This window comes from Streptomyces sp. NPDC001410 (assembly GCF_042895235.1).
Classification (GTDB): Bacteria; Actinomycetota; Actinomycetes; order Streptomycetales; family Streptomycetaceae; genus Streptomyces.
The window spans coordinates 38,619-59,347 of sequence record NZ_JBIAWE010000012.1; the positions used below are offsets into that span (position 1 = coordinate 38,619).

Here is a 20,729-nt window from a genome sequence, read left to right on the forward strand (position 1 = left end):
TCAGTCGGCCTTCAACTCGGGCGGATAGAGGAAGTAGTTGGCCGCCGAGGCAGCCTGCGCGCCCTCGTGGACGGCCGCCGTGACCTGGTGGGAGTGCAGGGCGGTGAGGTCGCCGGCCGCGTAGACGCCGGGCACCGAGGTCTTCTGCTCGGAGTCGACCTGCACGTATCCGCTGGGCGCGAGCCCGACGCCGAGCTGCTGGGCGAGCGAGGTCTCCGGGGTGGCTCCCTGGATGGAGAACAGCGCGTCGAGTTCCAGCTTGAGTCCGCGGCGGGTCAGCACCGCGGAGAGCATGCCACCCTCGCCCTCGACCTCCTTGATCCGGTCGTGCACCACGGGAATCCCGGCCCGCTCCAGCCGCCGCCGGAACTTGACGCTGATCTCGTCGCTGCGGCTGTTGGTCAGCAGCCGCACCCGGTCGGTGAGGCTGTGCAGCTGCATGGCCTCACCCGCGGCCGCGTCGGTGTGGCCGACCACCAGGATGCTCCGGCCCCGGTTCTCGTACCCGTCACAGGTGATGCACCAGAACATCGACCGTCCGACGTACGACTCCCAGCCCTCGAAGTGCGGGAAGTGGTCGAGCACTCCGGTGGCCAGCAGCAGCGACCGGGCCTGCCAGGAGTGGCCCTGGGAGCGGACGGTGAAGCCCTCGACCGCGTTGCCCTCGGCCTGGGTGATCAGGTGGTGCACCACGCGGGCGTTGGGATAGTGGGCGAGCTGCTCCATGCCCAGCTTGCGCAGGTCGACGGTCGGGATGCCCGAGGGAAACCCCAGGTAGTTGTGGTTGGTCTGGTGGTGCGTCGAACGTCCGTGGCCGGTGTCGAAGACCAGGACCTCGCGGTTGTATCGGGCCAGGTAGAGCGCCGCGGACAGGCCGGCCGGACCGCCCCCGACGACGATGGTGTCGACCGGCTGCCCGGCCTCGGACGATGTGCTGGCGGGCATGGCCAAGTCCCCTCCCCGAATGGATCCGTTCCGGCGGCCGACGCTAACCGGGCGGTACGGCAACGGCCCATCGATCCGAGCAGACAATCTGAAGTCGGGGCGGGCGGCGGACCTCAGATAGCCCGAGCGGATTCCTTGCCGGTGCCCGGCGGCCCGGATTGAGTCGTGAACTCCGTATGTCCACGCGCTTCTAGGCGGGAGCTCACATGCGCGCAAGTGTCATTCACGGCCACCGGGACGTCCGGGTCGAGGAGGTTCCCGACCCTCGGCTCCGCTATCCCACCGACGCCCTGGTGCGGGTCACGCACGCCTGCGTGTGCGGCAGCGATCTGCTGGGCTACCGCAATCCGGCCCCGCGCCCGCGCAGCCAGCGCACGGGCCACGAGTTCATCGGCGTGGTCGAGGCGGTCGGCTCCGCGGTCACCACCCTGCGCGAGGGCGACCGGGTCATCGCGCCGTTCACCTGGTCCGACGGCGTCTGTGCGCACTGTGCCGCGGGGCTGCACACCTCCTGTGTGCACGGCGGCTTCTTCGGCCAGCCCGGTTCCGACGGCGCGCACGGCGAGGCGGTCCGGGTGCCCTTCGCGGACGGAACGCTGGTGACGGTGCCCGCGGACGCCGAGGCCCCGCCCACCGCCCTGCTCGCCCTGTGCGACGTGATGGGCACCGGCCACCACGCGGCGCTGTGCGCCAGGGTGCGGCCCGGAGCGACGGTGGCCGTGGTCGGCGACGGTGCGGTCGGACTGTGCGGGGTGCTCGCCGCCCGGCGGCTCGGGGCGGAGCGTGTCATCGCGCTCAGCAGCCACCCGGACCGGGCCGCGGTCGCCCGGCGGTTCGGGGCGAGCGACATCGTGGCCGAACGGGGCGAGGGTGCCGTGGAGTCGGTGCGGGAACTCACCCGGGGGCTCGGTGCCGAGGCCGTACTGGGTGCCGCGGGCACCGGCGAGGCCCTGCACACCGCGCTGGGCATCGTGCGCGACGGCGGCGCGGTGGGCTTCGTCGGGGTACCGCGCGACGGCAACGAGGGCCTCGACTTCCGGCAGATGTTCCGGCGCAACGTCGCGCTGAGCGGGGGCGTGGCCCCGGTCCGCGCCCACATCCCCGAGCTGCTGGCCGACGTGCTGGCCGGCCGGCTCGACCCCTCCCCGGTCTTCGACCTGACCGTCAAGCTGGACGGGGTTCCGGAAGGGTTCCGGGCTATGAACGAGCGCAGGGCCATCAAGACGCTGATCGAGCTGTGATGCCGGTCGATCGCTGATGTCGATCGAGTTCTGATCGGGTGCCATGGCCGCGGCGGGCCGGGTCACCGGGAACGCCGGTGGCCGTGCCGGCCGACGGGACCTCCGGTCCTGTCGGCCGGCGCGCCGTTCCTGGGGGCTCCGCCCCCAGACCCCCGGCCTTTGCCCACCCACCACCCGACTCGGTCGGCTGAAAAGCCGGGGGTCTGGGGGCGGAGCCCCAGACCCCCGGCTCTCCGGGCCCGCCACCGTCATGGCCGCCCGGAGGGTTCAGCGGAAGTCGGGCCCGTGCGTCCGGGTCCGCTTCAGTTCGCTGAAACCGGGTGTGGCCGATACCAGGACCACCCCGTCCCACAGGCTGCCCGCCGCCTCGCCCCGCGGCGTCGGGGTGACGACCGGGCCGAAGAACGCCACCTGCTGACCGCCCTCGCCCGGACCCTCCAGCGCGATGACGGGTGTGCCGACGTCGTCGCCGACCAGCGCCACCGCCGCCCGGTGGGACTGGCGCAGCGCGTGGTCGTGCTTGAGGAGGGTGAGGTGGTCGGCGAAGGAGGACGGCAGCCCGACCTCGGCCAGCGCCTCCTCCACCACCTCCCGGTTCTGCGGCAGGCCGCGCTGGTGGAAGCGGCTGCCGAGGGCGGTGTAGAGCGGACCGACCAGTTCGGCGCCGTACTCCTGCTGCACGGCGGCGCAGACCCGGGCCGGGCCCTGCGCGTCGAGCAGCATCTGCCGGTAGGCGCGGGGCAGCCGCGGGTTCTCCTGCAGGACGGCGAGGCTCATCACATGCCAGCGGGTCCGCACCGGCCGGACCTGCTCGACCTCCAGGATCCAGCGCGAGGTCATCCAGGACCATGGACAGATCGGGTCGAACCAGAAGTCGACGGTGCGCGGCTCAGTCGTGTTCATGTTCTCCTCCGGGGCGCGGCGGAGCGCCGAGGTCAGGACTGGGACGTCGGGGTACGGCCCGGCAGCAGGGCGAGGGCCCCGAGCGTGGCCAGTACCGCGAAGCCGGCCGAGCCGAACAGCGCCGTGCGGTAGCCCTCGGTCAGTGCGGCGGGCAGCGCGCTGCCGTCGCGGACGGCGTCGGTGGTGGCGGACCCGGCGACCGTGACCAGGATGGCGAGGCCGAGGGCGGCACCGACCTGGTTGGCGGTGTTGAACAGGCCGGAGGCGAGACCGGCCTCCTCCTCGGTGGCCTCGGCGGTCGCGGCGACGGTGGCGCACACCCAGACGGTGCCACCGCCCAGGCCGGTGAGCACCTCGGGGCCGAACTGCTCGACGAAGAAGGCGCCCTGGTCGATCTGCGTGGCCCACAGCGTGCCGGCCAGCACCAGCACGGTGCCGATCATCGTGGTGCCGCGCAGGCCGAGCCGGGGCAGGACACGGCCCACGTTGGTGGCGGCGATGACGACGGACAGGGCGAGCGGCACCAGCGCCAGGCCGGACTTCAGCGGCGAGAAGCCGCGCACCAGCTGGGTGTAGAGGGTCAGGAAGAAGATGGCGGGGATGACCGCCATCGGGATCAGGCCACCCACGAGGTTGGCACCGCGCAGCGTCTTCTTGCGGAAGATGCCCAGCGGGACCAGGGGCTGCTTCAGGCGCGACTCCAGCAGCAGGAAGCCGGCGAGCATCACCAGCGCCAGCGCGCCGAGTCCGAGGGTACGGGCGGAGGTCCAGCCCACCTTCTCCGCCTCGACCAGGACGTAGACGAGCAGCGCGAGGCCGCCGGTGCTGAGGACGGCACCGGTGAGGTCGAAGCCGCCGGAGGACCTGGTCTCGGCGCGGTCGGCCGGGAGCAGCCTGCCCGCGAGGAGGATCGCGCCGACGGCGATGGGGACGTTGACGTAGAACACCGCGGACCAGCCGAACCAGTCGGTGAGCAGACCACCGAGGATCATGCCCGCGGCGCCGCCCGCGCCGGAGACCGCGCCGTAGACGCCCATGGCCTTGTTGCGCTGCTGCTGCTCCTGCTCGGTGCCGTTCGGGAAGACCGTCATCAGCAGGGAGAGCGCGGCGGGCGCGGCGAACGCGGACGCCAGACCCTGCAGGGAGCGGGCGATGATCATGAGGGCGGGCGTGCCGGCCAGCGCGCCGAGCAGCGAGGCCGCGGCGAACAGCAGCAGGCTGGCCATGAACAGCTTGCGGCGGCCCACCAGGTCGGCCAGCCGGCCGCCGAGCATCAGGAAGCCGCCGAACAGGAGCAGGTAGGCGTTGGTCACCCAGGACAGGTCGGCCTGGGAGAAACCGAGATCGGTGCCGAGCGAGGGCAGCGCCACCGCGACGATGGTGGAGTCCAGGACGAGCATGAACTGGACCGCGACGAGTAGTGCCAGTGCCGCGCCAGGGCGCCGGACCACTGGGTTGAGCGAAGTCTCAGTGACCGCTGGTGCGGACATGAGAGGAACCCCCAGAGTTGAGTAGGTGAGGCCGCGCTCCGCTGGACTGTGCGTGCGGAACGGCAACCGAACGTAGCCGCGGCCCCCCGGGCGGGAGCAAAGAAGTCACCGCGACAACTTGAAGTCGGCTTGTTGCGGATACGGCTGGGACCGACCGAGCGCGGAACAGGCCGTCAGATGTCCCCGGCGAGTTCCAGTTCCGCGTGGACCGCGCCGAGGCAGCGGTTCATGACGACGCTCAGCCCGCCGGCCTCGGCGATCTCGTGGGCCCGGTCGGAGACGATGCCCAGCTGCAGCCACAGGGCACGGGCCCCGATGGCCACGGCGTCCCGGGCCACGTCCGGCGTCTCGGGCGCGGGCCTGAAGACGTCGACGATGTCGACCGGTTCGGCGATCTCGAGGAGCGAGGGGACGGCGGGCACGCCGAGCACCCGGCCGTGGTGCGGGTTGACCGGTATGACCTTGAAGCCCTTGCGCTGGAGGTAGGCGGGGATCTCGTGGGCGGACTTGCCGGCCTCGGCCGACGCACCCACCACGGCGATCGTGCGCGCCCCGTTCAGGATGCGCCGGTACTCGTCCCATAACTGCTCGGTCATGCGTGCCGTCCGTTCTCGTGTCGGGTACCTGTGGCGGGTTCCGCGGCCGGCCGCAGCGGCCGCAGCCAGACCACGCCGAGTGGCGGAAGGGTGATCTCGGTGCTCCACTCCACGCCCTGCCAGGGGTGGGAACGCGCGGTCAGCGGACCGGAGTTGACCACGCCGGAGCCGCCGTAGCGGGCGGCGTCGGTGTTGAGGATCTCGGTCCACTCGCCGCCCGCGGGCAGCCCGATGCGGTAGTCGTGGCGCACGGTGGGCTGGAAGTGATGCACGCACACCAGGGGGCTGCCGTCGGTGTCGTAGCGGAGGAAGGAGTAGACGTTGTCGTCGGCGGCGTCGGCGTCCAGCCAGCTGAAGCCGGCGGGGTCGGCGTCCAGACTCCACAGCGCGGGCAGCCGGAGGTAGTGCGCGTTGAGGTCGCGCACCAGGTCCCGTACACCCGCGTGCGCGGGCTCGGCCAGCTCCGCCCAGTCCGGGCCGCGTTCGTGCGACCACTCGCCCTCCTGCGCGAACTCCTGTCCCATGAAGAGCAGTTGCTTGCCGGGGAAGCCCCACATGAAGGCCAGATAGGCCCGCGCGTTGGCAAACTTCTGCCAGCGGTCGCCCGGCATCCGGCCGAACAGCGAGCCCTTGCCGTGCACGACCTCGTCGTGGCTGACGGGCAGCAGATGGTGCTCGGCGTACGCGTAGACCATCGGGAAGGTCAGCGCGTGGTGGTGGTACGCCCGGTGCACCGGATCCTTGCCCATGTAGGTCAGGGAGTCGTGCATCCAGCCCATGTTCCACTTGAGCCCGAAGCCCAGCCCGCCGCGGTCGGTGCGCCGGGTCACGCCCTCCCAGGCCGTGGACTCCTCGGCGATGGTGACCACGCCCGGGCAGCAGCGGTGCAGGGCGGCGTTCATCTCCTGGAGGAACTCCACCGCCTCCAGGTGCTCCCGGCCACCGTAGGCGTTGGGCAGCCAGCCGCCGTCGGGGCGGGAGTAGTCGAGGTAGAGCATCGAGGCGACGGCGTCCACCCTGATGCCGTCGACGTGGAACTCCCGGCACCAGTAGAGGGCGTTGGCCACCAGGAAGTTGCGTACCTGGTCACGGCCGTAGTCGAAGACGAGGGTGCCCCAGTCGGGGTGTTCGCCGCGGCGTGGGTCGGGGTGCTCGTACAGGGCGGCGCCGTCGAACCGGGCCAGCGCCCAGTCGTCCTTCGGGAAGTGCGCCGGCACCCAGTCGACGATCACGCCGATGCCCGCCCGGTGCAGGGCGTCGACGAGGAACCGGAAGTCGTCGGGGGTGCCGAGCGCGGACATGGGTGCGTAGTACGAGGTGACCTGGTAGCCCCAGGAGCCGCCGAAGGGGTGCTCGGCGACGGGCAGGAACTCCACATGGGTGAAGCCCAGCGCCTTGAGGTAGCCGGGCAGTTCGGCGGCCAGCCGGCGGTAGGTCCGGCCGGGCCGCCAGGAGCCCAGGTGCAGCTCGTACACGCTCATCGGCGCCCGCTGGGCGGGCAGCAGGCCCCGCTCGGCCATCCAGGCGGCGTCGTTCCAGCGGTGCCGGGAGGTGAACACCACCGACGCGGTGCCGGGAGCGGCCTCCGCCGACCGGGCCAGCGGGTCCGCCTTGTGCCGCCACACGCCGTCGTGCGCGAGGATCTCGTACTTGTAGCGGCAGCCGTCGCCGACGCCCGGCACGAACAGCTCCCACACGCCCGAGGCTCCGAGCGAGCGCATCGGGTGCCCGGTGCCGTCCCAGTGGTTGAAGTCGCCGACCACCCGGACCGCGCGGGCGTTCGGCGCCCAGAGCGCGAACGACACTCCGGTGACCGACCGGTGCTCGCGGACCTGGGCCCCGAGCACGGTCCACAGCCGCTCGTGCCTGCCCTCCGCGATCAGATGCAGGTCGAGTTCCCCAGGCACGGGTGCGAACCGGTAGGGGTCGTCCGTCTCGAAGTCGCCCTGTGGATAGCGCACCCGCAGCCGGTACTCGGGGACGTCCGGTCCGGGCAGCGTCCCGGAGAAGACTCCGCCGCCCTCGTGGGCCAGTTCGGCCAGGACTCCTCCCGCCGGGTCGAGGGCCCACACGGCCCGCGCGAGCGGTTTGAGGACGCGCAGGGTGACGCCGCCGGGTCCCGGGTGCGGTCCGAGCAGGCTGTGCGGATCGCTGCACTCCGAGCTGGTCAGTCGCCCGAGGTCGGTGGCGGACAGCCGGACGGGGGCGGTCCGGACGGGGTGGGGGGCTGCTACCGGGTTCACGAGAGGGCCGTCCTGTCCGTGATGATGTGGGCGACCTGGTGCCGCGGGTCGAGGCGTACGTAGTTCTCGCGGCCCCAGCGGTAGGTCTCGCCGGTCAGCGCGTCGTGCGCGTCGAAGGGTTCGGCGCGGTCGAGCCCGAGGGCGGGCAGGTCGAGGAAGACCGTCGCCTCCCGCACGCTGTGCGGGTCGAGGTTGAGCACGACCAGGACCCAGTCGTCCCCGGCCCGCTTGGAGAAGCAGACGACCGCGTCGTTGTCCACGCGGTGGAAGCGCAGGTTGCGCAGCTGCCGCAGGGCGGGGTGGTCCCGGCGCAGCCGGTTGAGGGTGGTGATCAGCGGGACGAGGGTGTCGCCGGCCGCCTCGGCCGCCTTCCAGTCGCGCGGCCGGTACTGGTACTTCTCCGAGTCCAGGTACTCCTCGCTGCCGGGTCCGGCGGGCACGTTCTCGTACAGCTCGTAGCCCGCGTAGACCCCCCAGGTGGGGGCGGCCGTCGCCGCGAGGACGGCGCGGACGGCGAAGGCCGCGCGGCCGCCGTACTGCAGGAAGGCGTTGAGGATGTCCGGGGTGTTCACGAAGAGATTGGGCCGCAGGTAGGCCGCGCTCTCCTCGCCGCCGAGACCGGCGAGTTCGGCGAGGTAGGACTCGACCTCCTCCTTGGAGTTGCGCCAGGTGAAGTAGGTGTACGACTGGTGGAAGCCGACCCGGGCGAGGCTGTGCATCATGGCGGGCCGGGTGAACGCCTCGGCGAGGAAGACGACGTCCGGGTCGGTGCGGTGCACGGCCTCGATGAGCCGCTCCCAGAACCACACGGGCTTGGTGTGCGGGTTGTCCACGCGGAAGATCCGCACCCCGTGCGCCATCCAGTGGTGCAGGACGCGCAGACACTCCGCGTACAACCCGTCGGGGTCGGCGTCGAAGTCGAGCGGATAGATGTCCTGGTACTTCTTCGGCGGGTTCTCGGCGTAGGCGATCGACCCGTCGATCCGGCGGCGGAACCAGTCCGGGTGCGCGGTCACCCAGGGGTGGTCGGGCGAGCACTGCAGCGCGAAGTCGAGCGCCACCTCCAGGCCCAGCTCACCGGCCCGGGCGACGAAGTGGTCGAAGTCGTCCAGCGTGCCCAGGTCCGGGTGGACGCTGTCGTGGCCGCCGGCCGGTGAGCCGATCGCCCAGGGCGATCCGGGGTCGTGCGGACCCGCGGTGAGGGTGTTGCCCCGGCCCTTGCGGTGGGTGGTGCCGATCGGATGGATCGGGGGCAGGTACACCACGTCGAAGCCCATCGCGGCGATGGCCTCCAGCCGCTCCGCCGCGGTGCGCAGGGTCCCGGAGCGCGCCGGCTCCAGCACTCCCTCGGTGTTCACGGTGGCCGGCACCGCTCCCTCCGAGCGCGGGAAGAACTCGTACCAGGACCCGAACAGCGCCCGCTCACGGTCCACGCGCAACGGCAGTTCGGCCGAGGAGGTCACCAGCTCGCGCAGCGGACGGGCGGCCAGCAGGGCGGCCGGTTCCGCATCGAGGGCGGCGGCGAGCCGCTCGTCGGGGCCGAGCGTGTCGTCCAGCAGCCGGTCCCGGACCGCGTCGAGCACGCGGCGGGCCCGCTCGGGGTCGGCGGCCGGGGCGTCCGGTCCGGTCCCGCCGGGGATGCCCGGCAGCCGGTCGAGCACCCGCTGCAGCAGCGCCGCGCCCTCCCGCAGGACCGGTTCCACGTCGATCCGCGCCGGGATCTTGATCTGCGCGATGTGCCGCCAGGTGGCGACCGGATCGGCCCAGGCCTCGACCCGGTACGTCCACTCGCCCTCCCGGTCGGCCGCGACCAGAGCCGCGTAGCGGTCGGTGCCCGGCGCGAGGAGCCGCATGGGCGTCCAGGGGCCGGACGCGCCGTCCGGGTCGGTCAGCACGACGTTCGCGGCGACCGCGTCATGGCCCTCCTTGAAGACGGTGGCGGACACCTCGAACAGCTCGCCGGGTACGGCGCGGGCGGGGCGGCGGCCCGCGTCCACCTGAGGGCGCAGGTCCCGCACGGGGATCCGGCCGACGGTGGGCACCAGCCGGCGGACCTCGGGCTTGCCTTGCATGTTCATGCCTCCTGGCACGGAAGAGCGGTCGTGGACGTGCGTCATGACAGGGCGGGAGGATGCTGCGCCCCCCGGCGCAGTGCCGTGGTCCCGTTGCTCACGTCGGCGATGATGCGGCGGTAGCCCGCCACCAGCGGGTGCTGCGGATACGCGGTGCTGAACAGCTGCTCCCCGGCCAGCGACGCCATCTCGGGGGCGTACGGCAGGGCCACGGTGATCCGGGTCCCGAAGGCGCCGGCCACCTCGTCCCGCAGCCGCTGCTCGGCCATCCCGGCCGGCACCATGTTCACGGCCACGCTCAGCCGGCCGCAGCCGAGCCGGTCGGCCAGCGACATCGTCTCGGCGGCGCCGGCCATGTCGAGACGGTCCGCCCGGGTGACCACCACCAGGGCGTCCGAGCTGGCCATCGCGGTCACGGTCTCGTTGTTGAAACCGGCGTGGGTGTCCAGGAGCAGCACATCGAGGGCGAGCGAGTCGATCAGCCGGTCGAAGCCCTCCCGCAGCAGCCCGACGTCGTAGCCGCGGCCCATGATCTCGTTGATGCCCGCGGCCCGGCTCCGGGCGGGCACCACGAAGAAGCCGTCGTGTCCCGCGTCCGCCTCGGCCGGGTAGGCGGCCTCCTCGATCTCGCAGCGCCCGACCAGGTAGTCGCTCAGGGAGCGCCCTACCGTGCCGAGCGTGTCACCGAACAGCACGTCCAGGGCCGGGGTCTGGATGTCGGTGTCCACGAGTGCGACCCGGCGGCCCGCGGAGGCCAGGAGCACCGCCAGGTTGGCGGCGGTGCTGGACTTGCCGGTGCCACCCCGGTACGAGTGCACGGTGATGATCTGCGACATGGTCTTCCCCCGGGCTTCCGTCAGGAGTCCCGGCGCTGCGGGACCGGCCGTCCGGCGGGCGCGGCACCGGCGGTGCGCCGGTGCACGGCCATCATGGTGATGTCGTCCGACTGCTCGGCCGGGCCGACGAACTCGCCCAGCGCGCCGTCCATGTGGTCGAGGAGTTCCTCGCCGCGCTCCGCGGCCTCGGTGAGCTGCTTGATCAGCTGTTCGTCCCCGAAGAACCGCCCCGAGTCCGACCGGGCCTCGGTCACCCCGTCGGTGTAGATGAAGAGGGTGTCGCCGGGGCTGATCTGTGCGTAGCCGAGCGAGAAGGTGACGTCGGGGATGACGCCCACGGCCGGCCCGGTCGGCTCCAGCAGCACCGGTTCGCTGCCGTCGGGGCTGACCAGGACGGGCGGGTTGTGGCCGCCGTTGATGTACACCAGGTTGCCGGTGACCGGGTCGAGGACGCCGAAGAAGAGGGTGGCGAAGTAGCCCTGCCGGATGTGGTTGCGGGTCAGGTAGTTGTTGGTGCCCACCACGGCGTTCAGCAGCGGGGTGGCGCCGACCACGGGAATCGCCCGGGTCTGTTCCTCCCACACATGGGTCTCGCTGAGCAGGTCGGCGGCGATGAGGCTCTGCAGTCCGCTCTGCTCGGCGGTGTGCCGCAGCAGGCTGCGGATCAGGGCCATGAACAGGGCGGCGCCCACGCCCTTGTCGCAGACGTCGGCGACGACCAGGGCCAGGCGCCGGCGGTTGACCAGTTCGAAGACGTCGTAGAAGTCACCGGCGACCGTCCTGGCCGGCCGGAAGCGCACGTCGATCTCCCAGTCGTCGGGGCTGGGCAGCGCGTCCGGCAGGAAGCCGAGCTGGATCTCCCGGCCGATCTCCAGCTCCCGTTCGTAGCTGAGCAGTTCGGCGTGGGCGGCCACGTCCTCCAGGGTGCGGCCCAGCTCGGCACGCTCGTGGCAGGTGCTGAGGCGGGCCCGGACCAGTTCCGGGTAGAACGGCGGCACGAGATAGTCCGAACCCGCCTGGATGTGGCTGCCCAGCAGGTGCAGATCGTGCTCGGCGAACGCCACGACGGTCGGCTGCTGTCCCTCGTCGTCGAGACGCCTGACGACCGCCTTCACCGTGGCCGGGGCGAGCCGGGCGGAGACCAGCAGCACATCGGTCGGGCTCTGTTGCCCCGTCCCCAGGGCGAGCGTCTCACCCGGGGTACGGCGGCGGACCTCGACCTGCAACGCCTCCAGGGCGGCCAGCAACTCGGCTGGTGCGCCGCGGTGTTCATCAAGGATCAGCACCTTCGTGTGTGACATCTCGTCTCGTCTATCCGTGATCGTTGCGGTGGATCGCCAGCGTGCTGACGTTGCGGCCGGCCACCAGCTCGTAGTCGAAGGAGTCCACCGCCGTGAGGGCCAGGAACACGCCGAGCCCGCCGACGCTGCGCTCGGCCAGCGGCACCCCGAGATCGGGTGTCTTCATGCCTGTGCGGGGATCGAAGGGCGGGGCGTCGTCGGCGAAGCGCACCCACACCCGGTCCGTCTCGACGCCGCCGTCGACGCAGATGCCGCCGGACGCCCCGCGATAGCCGTGCATGACGATGTTGGTCGCCAGTTCGTCGGCGGCCAGCCGCAGCCGGTAGGTCTGGCTGTCGCTCAGCCGGCCCTGCCGCCCGAGTTCGAGGACGAACCGGGCGACCTCGTCCAGGGAATCGAGGTCGGCCGGGATCCGCAGCCCGGCCGCGGCCTTGGCGGCGAGCGGCTGACCGGCGCAGCGCGCCTCGCACCACTCCTGCCCTGCGGTGTGTTTGGCCGACGCGGCCCCGGAGTCGATCGCCATCTCCCGCCCCCTCAGGCGTCGATCAGCTCGATGCTGTGGTCGAAGCCCGCGAGCCGGATGGTCCGGCTCACCGGCTCCGTGGCCCCGATCACGGCGATGCGCACCTCGTCGCCCATCTTCTGGCGGGCGAAGACCAGCGAGCGCAGACCCGCGCTGGCCAGGAAGCCGAGGTGACGGGCGTCTATCTCCAGCCGCACGGCGCCCTGCTCGGCGGCCTGGTCGACCAGGTCGTGGAAGCGGGGCGCGGTGGAGGCGTCGAGTTCGCCCTTGACCTCGATCGTCGCGATGCCCTCGGACACGCTCAGGGTTCCGTCGAACGACATGAGCAGCTCTCCTTCTGTGAAAGGGGTCAGCCGGTGCGCCGGTCCCGGCCGACGAGGATCACCAGCGCGTGCGGGCCGAGGTGGTAGCGGCCCGGATGGTGCAGCTCGCTCTCGCCGCCCACCTCGGCGAGGCCGTACGGGGCGGCGAGAGTGGTGTCGGCGAACAGATGCCACGCCTGGCCCTCGGGCAGGCCGGGCAGCTCCAGGTCGTGCGACTCCCAGTGGGCGTTGATGCCGATGTAGACGTGGTCGTCGGCGACGGTGCCGCCCTTGGCGTGCCGCCCGCACCGCATCAGCCCGAGCACCCTGCTGTGCGCGGCCCAGTCCGGGCGCCAGGCCCGTACGCCGTGCCAGCTGATGTCCGGGTAGCCGCTGCCGACCCGGTCGATGCCGATCAGGTGGTCGGGCGAGCGCAGTACCGGGTGAGCGTGCCGGAAGGCGATCAGGCGCCGTGCGAACTCCAGCAGTTCGGCGTTGGCCTCGACGAGTCCCCAGTCGAACCAGGAGAGTTCGTTGTCCTGGCAGTAGCCGTTGTTGTTGCCGAGCTGGGTGCGCCCGACCTCGTCCCCGGCCAGGATCATCGGAACACCCTGGCTGGTGAGGAGGATGCCCAGCATGTTCTTCATCTGGCGCATCCTGAGGTCGCGGACGTGCGCGGAGGCGCTGGGTCCCTCCTCGCCGCAGTTCCAGCTGTGGTTGTCGTTGCCGCCGTCGCGGTTGTCCTCGCCGTTGGCCTCGTTGTGCTTGTCGTTGTACGACACCAGGTCGTTGAGGGTGAATCCGTCGTGCGCGGTGATGAAGTTGACCGACGCCGAGGCGGTGCGGCCCCCGTACAGATCGGGGGACCCGGCCATCCGGGTGGCCAGCTCGCCGACCAGGCCCGGCTCGCCCTTGACGAAGCGGCGCACGGTGTCCCGGTACTGGCCGTTCCACTCCGACCAACGGCCGTAGTTGGGGAAGGCGCCCACCTGGTAGAGGCCGGCCGCGTCCCAGGCCTCGGCAATCAGCTTGGTGTGGCGCAGGATCGGGTCGTGGGCCAGCTGTTCCAGCAGGGGCGGGTTGGGCAGCGGCGTGCCGTCGGGCGCCCGGTCGAGGATGGCCGCGAGATCGAAGCGGAAGCCGTCGATGTGGTACTCGGACACCCAGTAGCGCAGACAGGACAGCACGAAGTCGCGGACCACGGGGTGGTTGCAGTTGACGGTGTTGCCGGTCCCGCTGAAGTTGTAGTACTCGCCCTGGGGCGTGAGCATGTAGTACGTGGCGTTGTCCAGGCCCCGGAACGAGATGGTCGGGCCCTGCTCGTTGCCCTCGGCGGTGTGGTTGAACACCACGTCGAGCACGACCTCGATGCCGGCCCGGTGCAGCTCCCTGACGAGGGTCTTGAACTCGTCGGCCTGCATCCCGAACCGGCCCGTGGCCGCGTAGCCGGCCTTGGGCGCGAAGAACGAGACGGTGTTGTAGCCCCAGTAGTTGTGCAGCCGCTCACCGGTCGCCGGATCGGTGCGCGGGTTGTCCAGCTCGTCGAACTCGAACACCGGGAGCAGCTCGACGCAGTTGACGCCGAGGTCCAACAGGTACGGGATCTTCTCCCGCAGACCCGCGTAGGTGCCGGGGGCGCTCACCCCGGAGGAGGGGTGGCGGGTGAAGCCGCGGACGTGGGTCTCGTAGACGACCAGGTCCTCGGAGGGGATGCCGAGCGGGGTGTCGTCGCCCCAGTCGAAGTCGTCCTCGAGAACCTTGGCGCGGTACGGGTAGACGTCGTCCCAGTCGGGCTCCCGCCCCCACACGTCCCGGCCGGAGACCAGCCGGGCGTAGGGGTCGCTGAGCACCTTGGCGGCGTCGAACCGGTCACCGGCCCCCGGGTCGAAGGGTCCGTCGGCGCGGAAGCCGTACTCCAGGTTCTCCGCGTCCAGGTCGAAGACCGTCATCGCGTACACGCTGCCGATGCGGAACTCCGGCGGGAACTCCAGTTCGGCGGTGGGCCGCGCGGCGCCCTTCTCGAAGAGGACCAGCCGCATCGCGGTGGCCCGGTCGGAGTAGACGGAGAAGGTGATGCCGCCCGGCACCGGATGGGCGCCGTACGGGAAGGGCCGTCCGGCCCGGACCCGGTAGCCGCCGATCCGGCGGGTCGGGAACGCGTCGACGCGCTCGCGTGTCTCCTGGACGCTCATCGGCCCGCGCGTTCCCGTGCGGCGTCCAGGTCGTCCTCGATCTCGAAGAAGTCGAGGAACCCGGTCGCGGACATCACGAACCGGACCTCCTCCGACAGGCCGACCAGGATCACCCCGGTCTGCAGCTGCTGGGCCCTGCGGTGCACGATCAGCAGCGTGCGCAGGCCCGCGCTGGAGACGTAGCTGACCGCGCTGAGGTCGATCAGCAGCCGGCTGTCCTGTTCGACGAACGGCAGCAGCTGGGCCTGGAGCCCGCCGGACGTGGTGGAGTTGATCTCTCCTTCGAGGACGACCACCGTGACGTCGCCCTCGGTGCGGGAGCTGAGCTTGACGGTCATCCCGCCACCCCCGTCCGGGCCACCGGGGCCAGCCGGACCTTCACCTTCACCCGGCCGGACGTCTCGGGCAGGTGCACGAGCAGGCCCTCGGCGTCGAAGCCGGTGTGCGGCTCGCCCTCGATCTCCACGGATTCGATGCGTACGGATCCGCGCGGCAGCAGGTCCGGCGCCACACGCAGCACCCGGCCCTCGATCAGCGCGGGGTCGGGCTTGAACCAGAAGTCCATGGCGCTGCCCCCCAGCAGCAGGTTGTTGTAGACGGCCGCGAGGTAGCACAGCTCGGCCGAGTGGTACATCGACATCGAGTGGCTGCCCTTGAGCCGCTCGACCCCGAGCAGGTACGGCAGCCCGTTCGCGAGCACGTTGAAGTAGACGGCGCCCTCGTCGTGGTCGAGGAAGAAGGCGTTGTAGAAGGCCTGGGCGTCGCGGGCCTCGCCCTGGAAGTCCGCCCGGCCGGTGGTGCCGTGCAGGATGAGGTAGGCGAGGATCGCCTGCTCCTGCTGCCACCACGCCTTGCGGTCGTGCCAGGTGAACCGGTGCCGGTCCTCGCCGGCCACCCGGACCCGCTCCACCACGTCGTACCAGCCGCCGCGCTGCCGGTCCGCGCCCCACTCGGGCATGGTCTCGCCGAGGGTGGTGGCCAGCTCCAGGTAGCTCTGCTTGGGACGCAGCGACTGCATCCGCAGCAGGTTCCAGGCGATCTTGAGGTTGTGGCCGACGACCGCGCGGTTCTGCTGCCAGCCGTGCGTGGTGTCGTGGGACCAGTCCTTGTGGAACCGTTCCTGCACGAAGGGGCTGTGGTCCGTGTCCGGGAAGCGCTCGGCAATCGTGTCGAAGGTGTACTCCAGCATGTCGGCGTACGTCTTCTCACCGGTGGCCAGGTACAGGTTGATCAGATAGGCCGGTGCGTGGTCGCCGACGGAGTTCCAGTTCTTGCGGGCCCGGTTGGGGCCGAGCGAGTCGTGCTCCGGGCTGAGCAGGATCGGGTCGATGTGCGAGAAGTACCCGCCGTGCTCCGGGTCCAGGTAGAACCGGTCGAAGAGCCGGATGGTGGCGTCCGCGTCGGCCTTGATGCGCGGGTCGCCGGTGATCCGGTACGTCTGGATCGGGCCGGCCAGCGCGTAGATCTGCTCGTAGGCGGGCAGCGCGTCGTAGTCGTCGGAGAACTCCGAGGTGAACAGCTTGGTCTCGACGTCTCCGTCGACCTTGAGGCCGTGGTACCAGTACACGACGTTCTCGTCGGCGTCCACGAACCGCATGTGCTCGCGCAGGTACTCGGTGCCCCGCTCGGCGATGTCCAGGTACTCGTCGTCGCCGGTGAGCAGGAACGCGGAGGCCATGCCGTAGACCAGCCGGGAGATGGTGTCCGTCTCCTGGACGTGGCTCGCGGTCTTGTCACCGCTGAGCCGGATCTCGGTGCGGTACTGCGAGAAGTCGATCGGCCCGTCGCCGAACTGGGCCTTGCGGTAGAAGCCGGCGATCTCGCGGATCTGCCGGGTCCACCAGCCGGCCTCCTCGAACCGGTGGTCGTCCGCCTGCCGGCCGGTGAAGATCAGCCGCTTGGCCTCGAACCGCAGCCCGTCGGCCTGCGGGTAGAAGATGCCGTACGCCAGGACGTAGCGGCCCTCCTCCAGCAGTGCGTCGATGTGGCCGGAGGCGTCCTGGTAGGGCTCCCCGAGGTTGTGCAGCAGCTCGGCACCGGGCCCGCCGTCCAGGGAGACGTCGAAGTGGCGGCCGTCGGCGGTGACGAGGGTGAAGACGCGCGCCTCGCGGTCGAACCCGGCCACCCGGCCCGCGATGGTGTCGGAGAACGTGAAGTTGACGGTGTCGGACATGGTCACGCCCCTCGCAGCACGAGTTCGTCGATGATGGTCCTGGCGAACAGATGGCAGTGGTCGCCGGTGCGGGCGGTGACCAGGTCGCCGTCCACGACGACGTCCTGGTCGACGTAGTTGGCGCCCATGTTGCGCACGTCGCCGATGAGGTTGCTGTGGCAGACGACCTTGCGGCCGCGCACGACGTAGGGGATGGACGAGGCCAGCCACATCCCGTGGCAGATGATCCCCTTGACGACCCCGGACCGGGAAAAGGCCCGGCGCAGCAGGTCGGTGGCGGGGGCCAGACGCTCGATGTCCTCGGTGTAGCGCAGCCGGTCGGCGACCATCCCGGACGGGACGATCAGTGCGCTGTACTCGCGCAGCCGCAGGTCGTCGAGGTCCTCCAGGCTGCGGCTGACGGTCAGCGGGGCCCGGTACTCGTGCCCGGTGAAGGTGATCGACGCGTTGCCCCACAGCCGGGTCAGGAAGTCGACGCGCGCGCCTTCCTCCGCGAACCGGCGCTGGTAGTAGGCGATCTCGGGCTCGTAGAAGTCGCTCTCGGTCAGTACGGCGATCTTCCGCCCCGTCAGGACGCCGTCGCGGGCCGGTGTCTCAGGCATGGTCCGCCCCCTCGGCCGTGCGCAGGTCAATGAGGAACGGCCGGTCGTCCTGGAGCATCCGCTTCACCGCGTCCGTGACCTGACCGGGCTCGTCCACGCGGACCGCGTCCACGCCGAAGCCCCGCGCGATCTCGACGAACCCGAGGTCGGGGTGGGACAGGTCGAAGGGCGTCGGATGCGCGTGCTCCGGGATGCCGCGCTCGCGCCAGTACTGCTCGATGTTCAGGTCGAGCAGCTTGTAGCTCCGGTTGTTGCAGATGACGAACTTGGCCCCGATGCCGTGCCGTACGGCGGTGTAGAGCGCCTGGATCGTGTACATCGACCCGCCGTCGCCGGTGAAGCCGATCACGGTCTTGCCGGGGTGGGCCAGCTTGATGCCGAGCGCCCCCGGGATGCCGACGCCCAGCGAGCCGCCCCGGGTGGAGAACCAGTGGCCCGGCAGGCGGCCCGGCAGATGGGCGCTCAGCGCGCCCGCCGCGGTCAGCGCCTCGTCGAAGATCATGACGTCCTGCGGCACCCGCTCGGCCAGCTCGCCGAGGAAGACGTGCAGCAGGGATCCGTCGCCGGCCGGCGCCTCGGCCCGCTGCCGGGTGCGTTCCTGAAGGCGCGCCCGCGCAGCCGCCCGGTCCCGCTCGGTCAGCCTGGTCTCCAGCTGGTCCGCGAGGGCGGCGAGCGTGGTCTTCGGATCGGCGACCAGGCCGAGGGTGACGGGGTGGTTCTTGGCTATCTCGTAGCCGTCGAGGTCGACATGGACGATCCGGGCATCCTCACGGAACGGGCTGTGCAGCGCGGGGAACACCTCGGGGAAGACATACGTGCCGACGATCAGCACGGCGTCGGCCTCCCGCACGATCTGAGTGCTGACCTCGCCGAACATGTGCCCCGTCTGCCCCTGGTACAGCGGGTGGCGGGCGTCCAGGTTGACCTCGGAGTAGTCGACGCCCCACACGTCGGCGCCCAACTGCTCGGCGACCCGCACCAGTTCCTCCTGCCCGCCGGAGGCCGAGACGCCGTCGCCGACCAGGACGACCGGCTTCTCGGCACCGGCGAGCAGCGTGGCCGCCTCCTCCACGAGGGAGGGGACCGGGGCCACCCGGGTGCTGACGAAGGTGGAGGGGACGACCGGCTCGGAGGTGACCGCGTCGAGCACGTCCATCGGGAGCGCGACGAAGACCGGTCCGCGCGGCGGGGTCATCGCGATCTTCATGGCCCGCCGCAGCACCCGGAGCACCGAGGCGGGGTCGGTGACGCGCGTGGCGTACTTGGTCACCGGCTCGGCCATGGCGACCAGGTCGGCCGCCATCTGCGCGTCCATCGACTCGTACCTGACCCCCGCCTCACCGGCGATGACCAGCAGCGGCGAGTGTCCGCGCCTGGCCTGGTACAGCATGCCGACGGCGTTGCCCAGGCCGACTCCGCTGTGCAGCTGCAACAGGGCGGGACGGCCGGTGGCCCGGGCGTACCCGTCGGCGATGCCCGCGGCGACCGTCTCCTGCAGGGTGAGGATGTACTGGAGGTCGTCGTACTTCTCCAGTTCGTCCAGGAATCCCTGCTCGACCGTTCCTGGATTTCCGAACATAAAAGGAATTCCATCGGCGATGAACTGCTCGATGATCGCCGCTTTGCCCTGCCTGGCCATGTCTTCCTTCTCTCGATGTGACCTCGATCGAAATACCGCCGAACCGAGCGGAATCACCAGCCGAAGCGGCGCAGCTCGTCCTCGAGAACCTCGACGATCTTCTCGCCCGTCAGGTAGGAGTCGGGCGTCGAACGCCCGGTGATGAACGGGTAGTCCACGATCACCGACGTCTCCTTGCCGAAATTGCCGATGTACCGGCCGTCGGGACCCGTCGCATCGCGCAGGATGTACTCCAGCGGATACGGCGGCGGGCCCATCACGAAGTCGGTGTTCAGGAATCCGGTGCCGGCCTTGTAGTCGTATTCCTTGCAGTGGCCGGTGACGCGCTTGCCGCTGATGATCGAGGCCCGGTCCTCCCAGTCGCGGGCGAAGGCCAGCGCCGTCACGCCGTAGCACTCGGCCGCGATCGGCTTGTCGGCCCGCAGGAAGGCCAGGATGATCGCGTGCAGGCGCTCGTTGTTGCCGAGGTCCACGATCGGCCCGCTGCCGCCGACGATGAGCAGCGCGTCGTACGCCTCCAGCTCCTGCTCCACGACGGCCAGCGCCCGGTGGTAGGCCTCCAGCCCGCGCAGATAGTCGTCGTCGGAGGTGTACGGGCGCTCGGGCAGCCAGCTGGAGATGTCGATGGGGTCGTCCAGCCGGTCGGAGTCGTCCAGCAGCCGGGTCAGCCGGGCGACCTCCGCCGAGGTCACCGAGCGGCCGAGCGGCGGGTCGATGTACTCCGGGTCCATGGACGGCGGCAGGGCGTGCGGCCGCTTGCCGGTCGGGGTCGCGAAGTCCACCTGGTAACCGCGCTGGTCGAAGTGGTGCAGGGGTCCGATCAGTTCCTCGCCCCAGTAGCCGTACTCCGACAGAATGACGAGGATCTTCTTGGCGTTCCTTCTGGCCACGCCTGCTCCTTTGGGTTGGGTGCGGTGGATCAGCGGGCCTCGGGACCGATGATCCAGTTCTCCTTGACGGCGAGGGAGAAGACGTACTTCGGGTCGGCGATCTCGTCCCGGGCAGGAGTGACCCGCTCGCGGAAGCAGGGCGAGTTCAGCGCCTCGCGCAGCGCGTCGGCGTCGTCGAACCACAGCTGCTCGACGGAGTCGAAGGCCGCCTCGCCGAAGACGTAGGCGCCGTCGACGGTGTGGGCGTGCAGATGGCGGCGCAGCCCGGGGATGTCCCTGACCACGGCCGCGTAGCCGTCCAGACTCTGCTTGCGGTAGTCGGCCAGGTCCAGGCCCGGGCGCCGCTTCAGCAGCACGGTGAGCTTCACCCAGTCCCGGTCGCGGCCCTCGCCGGGGCCGGGCACCAGCTCATGGGCGGTGGTGTCGACGACGATGGTCTGCCAGAACGCGGCCCACCGGGGCTCGTCGAGCCGGGCGCCCTGAAGGAACTCCTCCGTCTGCAGCGAGGCCAGCTGCTCCTCGCCGTTCGCCAGCCAGATCTCCGCGATGCCCTGGTGCGGCAGCTCCGGCTCGCCGAGATTGCCGTCGAAATCGATGGTCGTGTCGACCATGTACTTGCGGATCTGGGGAATCTTTGCAGCGTATTGCACCGCGTGCACGCCGACCCAGTAGTCCTGGAATTCCTGTGCCGTCATACCCGGTTTGGGCGCCGCAAGAATGAACTGATGGATCATCGAAATCTCCCTCTCCCGACATTCCGCGAACGGGTTATATCCTCCGG

At 70.8% G+C, this 20,729-nt stretch carries 18 protein-coding genes; 1 reads left to right on the forward strand and 17 read right to left on the reverse strand.

Going from position 1 to position 20,729, the window contains the following annotated elements:
- On the reverse strand, positions 1-945 hold the full coding sequence (locus ACFY3C_RS25985; RefSeq protein ID WP_386580476.1) for an NAD(P)/FAD-dependent oxidoreductase: 945 nt from the start codon (positions 943-945) through the stop codon (positions 1-3).
- Between the two features lie 206 nt (positions 946-1,151).
- Here ACFY3C_RS25985 and ACFY3C_RS25990 point away from each other — a divergent pair, with 206 nt between their 5' ends.
- On the forward strand, positions 1,152-2,186 hold the full coding sequence (locus ACFY3C_RS25990; protein ID WP_386580475.1) for a zinc-binding dehydrogenase: 1,035 nt from the start codon (positions 1,152-1,154) through the stop codon (positions 2,184-2,186).
- A gap of 267 nt (positions 2,187-2,453) precedes the next feature.
- Here ACFY3C_RS25990 and ACFY3C_RS25995 read toward each other — a convergent pair whose 3' ends face one another.
- The 16 genes from ACFY3C_RS25995 to ACFY3C_RS26070 all read right to left on the reverse strand — a co-directional run bounded on the left by ACFY3C_RS25995 (position 2,454) and on the right by ACFY3C_RS26070 (position 20,682).
- On the reverse strand, positions 2,454-3,089 hold the full coding sequence (locus ACFY3C_RS25995; RefSeq protein ID WP_390772438.1) for a DsbA family protein: 636 nt from the start codon (positions 3,087-3,089) through the stop codon (positions 2,454-2,456).
- A gap of 32 nt (positions 3,090-3,121) precedes the next feature.
- Complete coding sequence (locus ACFY3C_RS26000; protein WP_386580472.1) at positions 3,122-4,540, reverse strand: DHA2 family efflux MFS transporter permease subunit; 1,419 nt, start codon at positions 4,538-4,540, stop codon at positions 3,122-3,124.
- Positions 4,541-4,752: 212 nt separating this feature from the next.
- The gene (locus ACFY3C_RS26005) at positions 4,753-5,175 is read right to left on the reverse strand and encodes a CoA-binding protein (RefSeq protein WP_386580471.1); all 423 of its coding nucleotides are present in this window, start codon (positions 5,173-5,175) and stop codon (positions 4,753-4,755) included.
- Entirely contained in the window at positions 5,172-7,418 is a 2,247-nt protein-coding gene (gene glgB, locus ACFY3C_RS26010; RefSeq protein WP_390772439.1) for a 1,4-alpha-glucan branching protein GlgB, read from the reverse strand. The genes ACFY3C_RS26005 and glgB overlap by 4 nt, the downstream gene beginning before the upstream one ends.
- Positions 7,415-9,490: a maltotransferase domain-containing protein gene (locus ACFY3C_RS26015; RefSeq protein WP_390772440.1), complete on the reverse strand. Its 2,076-nt coding sequence runs from the start codon at positions 9,488-9,490 to the stop codon at positions 7,415-7,417. Before ACFY3C_RS26015 ends, glgB begins: the two co-directional genes overlap by 4 nt.
- 41 nt (positions 9,491-9,531) lie before the next feature.
- Positions 9,532-10,326 (reverse strand): MinD/ParA family protein, encoded by a 795-nt coding sequence (locus ACFY3C_RS26020; RefSeq protein ID WP_386580465.1) that lies wholly within the window; start codon positions 10,324-10,326, stop codon positions 9,532-9,534.
- Between the two features lie 20 nt (positions 10,327-10,346).
- Positions 10,347-11,627 carry a PP2C family protein-serine/threonine phosphatase gene (locus tag ACFY3C_RS26025; RefSeq protein WP_390772441.1) on the reverse strand — a complete coding sequence of 427 codons (1,281 nt, stop codon included), beginning with the start codon at positions 11,625-11,627 and terminating at the stop codon, positions 10,347-10,349.
- A gap of 10 nt (positions 11,628-11,637) precedes the next feature.
- On the reverse strand, positions 11,638-12,150 hold the full coding sequence (locus ACFY3C_RS26030) for an ATP-binding protein (protein ID WP_386580460.1): 513 nt from the start codon (positions 12,148-12,150) through the stop codon (positions 11,638-11,640).
- Positions 12,151-12,161: 11 nt separating this feature from the next.
- Positions 12,162-12,473 (reverse strand): STAS domain-containing protein, encoded by a 312-nt coding sequence (locus tag ACFY3C_RS26035; RefSeq protein ID WP_094218853.1) that lies wholly within the window; start codon positions 12,471-12,473, stop codon positions 12,162-12,164.
- 26 nt (positions 12,474-12,499) lie between these two features.
- The gene (gene glgX, locus ACFY3C_RS26040) at positions 12,500-14,644 is read right to left on the reverse strand and encodes a glycogen debranching protein GlgX (protein ID WP_386580458.1); all 2,145 of its coding nucleotides are present in this window, start codon (positions 14,642-14,644) and stop codon (positions 12,500-12,502) included.
- Entirely contained in the window at positions 14,641-14,982 is a 342-nt protein-coding gene (locus ACFY3C_RS26045) for an STAS domain-containing protein (protein WP_390772442.1), read from the reverse strand. Before ACFY3C_RS26045 ends, glgX begins: the two co-directional genes overlap by 4 nt.
- On the reverse strand, positions 14,979-16,817 hold the full coding sequence (locus ACFY3C_RS26050; RefSeq protein WP_390772443.1) for an AGE family epimerase/isomerase: 1,839 nt from the start codon (positions 16,815-16,817) through the stop codon (positions 14,979-14,981). Before ACFY3C_RS26050 ends, ACFY3C_RS26045 begins: the two co-directional genes overlap by 4 nt.
- A gap of 2 nt (positions 16,818-16,819) precedes the next feature.
- Positions 16,820-17,419: a DJ-1/PfpI family protein gene (locus ACFY3C_RS26055; protein ID WP_390772444.1), complete on the reverse strand. Its 600-nt coding sequence runs from the start codon at positions 17,417-17,419 to the stop codon at positions 16,820-16,822.
- A complete protein-coding gene (locus ACFY3C_RS26060; protein ID WP_390772445.1) occupies positions 17,412-19,058 on the reverse strand; it encodes a thiamine pyrophosphate-binding protein in 1,647 nt (548 codons plus the stop codon). The genes ACFY3C_RS26055 and ACFY3C_RS26060 overlap by 8 nt, the downstream gene beginning before the upstream one ends.
- Positions 19,059-19,111: 53 nt before the next feature.
- Complete coding sequence (locus tag ACFY3C_RS26065; RefSeq protein ID WP_386580450.1) at positions 19,112-19,948, reverse strand: type 1 glutamine amidotransferase domain-containing protein; 837 nt, start codon at positions 19,946-19,948, stop codon at positions 19,112-19,114.
- A gap of 29 nt (positions 19,949-19,977) precedes the next feature.
- Complete coding sequence (locus tag ACFY3C_RS26070) at positions 19,978-20,682, reverse strand: EthD domain-containing protein (RefSeq protein ID WP_390772446.1); 705 nt, start codon at positions 20,680-20,682, stop codon at positions 19,978-19,980.
- Positions 20,683-20,729: the final 47 nt, after the last annotated feature.

Excerpts from the sequence above, each read along its gene's own strand:
- ACFY3C_RS25990 (WP_386580475.1), top strand. The coding sequence starts at position 1,152 with ATGCGCGCAAGTGTCATTCACGGCCACCGGGACGTCCGGGTCGAGGAG.
- ACFY3C_RS26060 (WP_390772445.1), bottom strand. The coding sequence starts at position 19,058 with ATGGCCAGGCAGGGCAAAGCGGCGATCATCGAGCAGTTCATCGCCGAT.
- ACFY3C_RS26055 (WP_390772444.1), bottom strand. The coding sequence starts at position 17,419 with ATGCCTGAGACACCGGCCCGCGACGGCGTCCTGACGGGGCGGAAGATC.
- glgX (WP_386580458.1), bottom strand. The coding sequence starts at position 14,644 with ATGAGCGTCCAGGAGACACGCGAGCGCGTCGACGCGTTCCCGACCCGC.
- ACFY3C_RS26050 (WP_390772443.1), bottom strand. The coding sequence starts at position 16,817 with ATGTCCGACACCGTCAACTTCACGTTCTCCGACACCATCGCGGGCCGG.
- ACFY3C_RS26005 (WP_386580471.1), bottom strand. The coding sequence starts at position 5,175 with ATGACCGAGCAGTTATGGGACGAGTACCGGCGCATCCTGAACGGGGCG.
- ACFY3C_RS25995 (WP_390772438.1), bottom strand. The coding sequence starts at position 3,089 with ATGAACACGACTGAGCCGCGCACCGTCGACTTCTGGTTCGACCCGATC.
- ACFY3C_RS25985 (WP_386580476.1), bottom strand. The coding sequence starts at position 945 with ATGCCCGCCAGCACATCGTCCGAGGCCGGGCAGCCGGTCGACACCATC.
- ACFY3C_RS26030 (WP_386580460.1), bottom strand. The coding sequence starts at position 12,150 with ATGGCGATCGACTCCGGGGCCGCGTCGGCCAAACACACCGCAGGGCAG.
- ACFY3C_RS26020 (WP_386580465.1), bottom strand. The coding sequence starts at position 10,326 with ATGTCGCAGATCATCACCGTGCACTCGTACCGGGGTGGCACCGGCAAG.
- ACFY3C_RS26070 (WP_390772446.1), bottom strand. The coding sequence starts at position 20,682 with ATGATCCATCAGTTCATTCTTGCGGCGCCCAAACCGGGTATGACGGCA.
- ACFY3C_RS26035 (WP_094218853.1), bottom strand. The coding sequence starts at position 12,473 with ATGTCGTTCGACGGAACCCTGAGCGTGTCCGAGGGCATCGCGACGATC.
- ACFY3C_RS26045 (WP_390772442.1), bottom strand. The coding sequence starts at position 14,982 with ATGACCGTCAAGCTCAGCTCCCGCACCGAGGGCGACGTCACGGTGGTC.
- ACFY3C_RS26025 (WP_390772441.1), bottom strand. The coding sequence starts at position 11,627 with ATGTCACACACGAAGGTGCTGATCCTTGATGAACACCGCGGCGCACCA.
- ACFY3C_RS26015 (WP_390772440.1), bottom strand. The coding sequence starts at position 9,490 with ATGCAAGGCAAGCCCGAGGTCCGCCGGCTGGTGCCCACCGTCGGCCGG.